The sequence below is a fragment of the Acinetobacter sp. F-1 genome (assembly GCF_022869025.1).
Lineage (GTDB): Bacteria > Pseudomonadota > Gammaproteobacteria > Pseudomonadales > Moraxellaceae > Acinetobacter > Acinetobacter pseudolwoffii.
Genome location: NZ_JAJKFX010000028.1, coordinates 1 through 2,239, shown reverse-complemented (window position 1 = coordinate 2,239; position 2,239 = coordinate 1). Strand labels below are relative to the sequence as shown.

Sequence of the window (2,239 nt, the reverse complement as noted above, 5' to 3'; positions counted from 1 at the left end):
CGTCATGGAGCCAGTGGCTACAGTCGCTTTGCTCTGTAAATCTCGTTATGAAGCAACAGGGAGCTTGTAATCAGGGAAAAGGCAGGGGCAAATTTTTATAATGCTCAGTCGCTCGTAGACACTCGCTCGGTTACTTGATCAATTTGTTTAGTTGTTCTTCAAAATCTTGCTTGTTTAAATCACCTGAAACGTACTGATCATAAAGTTTTTGATGATCTTCAGTGATTTCTAAATCGTAATATTCTCGATCTGATTTCTTTAAAAACACCTCTGACAAACGATTATTTTTTTCAGCATCACTCAATTTCATGGTCTAAATGCTCCTATTTTGCGTTTATTGGCGTTTTTAGCCCTGTTTAGCTAGATTTCCCTGTTTTGAAGAAAAGTGCGCTTAAAGGCGATTTTAGGCGGTTTTAAGCCATGTGTGAAAATTTGATATTTTAAAAGTTGCCGATCGGCAACTTTTAGCGGTTTGGGGGATTTATCATTTTCCGACAGCAGGAGGGAATGCACGCTTCCGCGTTTCTCTCCGAGAAACAAAAAAACGGCCTCTGAAAAAGATAAAAATAAGCCCCAAAAGTTGGGGCGTTTTGAAATCTTTTTTAGAGGGGGAAACTCAAGGATTAGATTTTAGGAAATCGTAAAATTGAAGTTGCTGTTTTGGGTCTTTTAGCATGATGCAAAGCCGTTGCATAAAATCATTAGGTGATTCATTCTCTTGCTTCAAATGTTTGAATTTTTTATTTCTGGACATGCCGTAAGAAATTCGGTTGATCTGCATATTTGGAAAATCTATAAACTTAGGTTCATCGACCTGTTTGATTGGTGCTGATTGGATTTTCTTAGAACCAAAGCCGAGCTGTTCCAGTAGCGGATAAAACATCCTGAATTTTTTTGGCTCTAAAAGCATGTCTGCAAGGCGTTTCGTAAAGTCTTCGGATGACTCTCCGATCTCTGCATATTCGCTACCAACTTCGGGCAGTTCAGATAATTTGTGTGCAAACAAATGCCGTTGTGCATCGGTCATTTCGACAAAGAAATCAGGTGTGTTTGGATCTCGTTTAGGGTCGGTTTTTTGTTGTTTTTTTGGCTGTGCCTTCTGTTTAAATCGGAATGAAAAACCAATAATATTACGTCCTCTTTTGTGCTGTTCTTCTTTGACAGTAATATCTGTATTTTCATTGATTTGCTTTAATGATGGTTCTAAAACACGCTTTTTAAAGTCGTGCATTCGATGATATTCACTTTCTAATACTCCCAATCTTTCTCTGAACTCACTTAGCTCAATAATTGGTGTTTTCCCACTACTACGCCAAGCAATCAAAAGTTCATAAAGTCTAATGGCGTAGCCAGTGGAAAGCCCTTTTACTTGCTCTAACTCATAGCTCGTAAATTGTTTTTCTAGCCGAGTTATTAAAGGGATAATTGCAGGTGAAAAAATTAACTCAACAGATGCCGTTTTTTCGATGTATGCAATTTGAGAAACCCAACGTGAGGTAATATGAGCTACTCCTTTTCCTCTTGGTTCTTGATAGCTAAATTGACGAGCAAACAAGTCTTTACAGGCTTCTTTTAGTGCTTGATAAGCACCATTTTTCAATACATCAAAGTGGTTGATATAGCTCTCTGCGTGAATAGTTAAAGGGTCATTCGCATTAATACCTTTACCACTTTCACGGGCTTCAATTATTGCTAAAAGAATTAACCGTTGTTCCACTAGGTCAAGATTGTAGCTGGCATTAATTAAAGCGTTATCTTTCACAATTAAATCTTTCATATAGCGTCTTATTTTATTATGTCGTCTTATTGATCTTATGTGAAGCCTTATCAAGAAGCAATAAGCAGACATATTTTATTTTGTCGCATCTTGCAAACTAAACGTGCTTAAAACGACATGTTTTATTTTGTCTTTCAAAGCACACTAAGTGTCGTCTTATTGAGAATTTCTAGCACACTAAGTGTCGTCTTTTAGCACACTAAGTGTCGTCTTATGTCCTCTGAAACGCACGTATATCAATGCTTTCAGACTGCTTAAAAGCATTTAAAAGCTTTTTTATTATTAAAAGCCCAAAAAAATTAAAAACGGCATTTAAAACTGCCCTATGTTTTCGCTTCGCTCAAACTCTATTGAATCTCGCTGCGCTCGATTCCTGGGGGCAGTTTTTTTCAAAGACCGGCTAGGACGCTAAAAACAAGAATGGATTCGCTTCGCTCATAAAGCTTTATGCTCGCTTCGCTC

1 protein-coding gene and 1 pseudogene are annotated in these 2,239 nt (G+C 37.6%); both read right to left on the bottom strand.

Translation table 11 applies throughout. The features are described from left to right. Positions 1–130 precede the first annotated feature (130 nt). On the bottom strand, positions 131–310 hold the full coding sequence (locus tag LOZ91_RS14510; RefSeq protein ID WP_020847111.1) for a hypothetical protein: 180 nt from the start codon (positions 308–310) through the stop codon (positions 131–133). Between the two features lie 540 nt (positions 311–850). Beyond that, positions 851–1,777, bottom strand: a pseudogene (gene repM, locus LOZ91_RS14505) (replication initiation protein RepM); the annotation flags it as partial. Positions 1,778–2,239 lie beyond the last annotated feature (462 nt).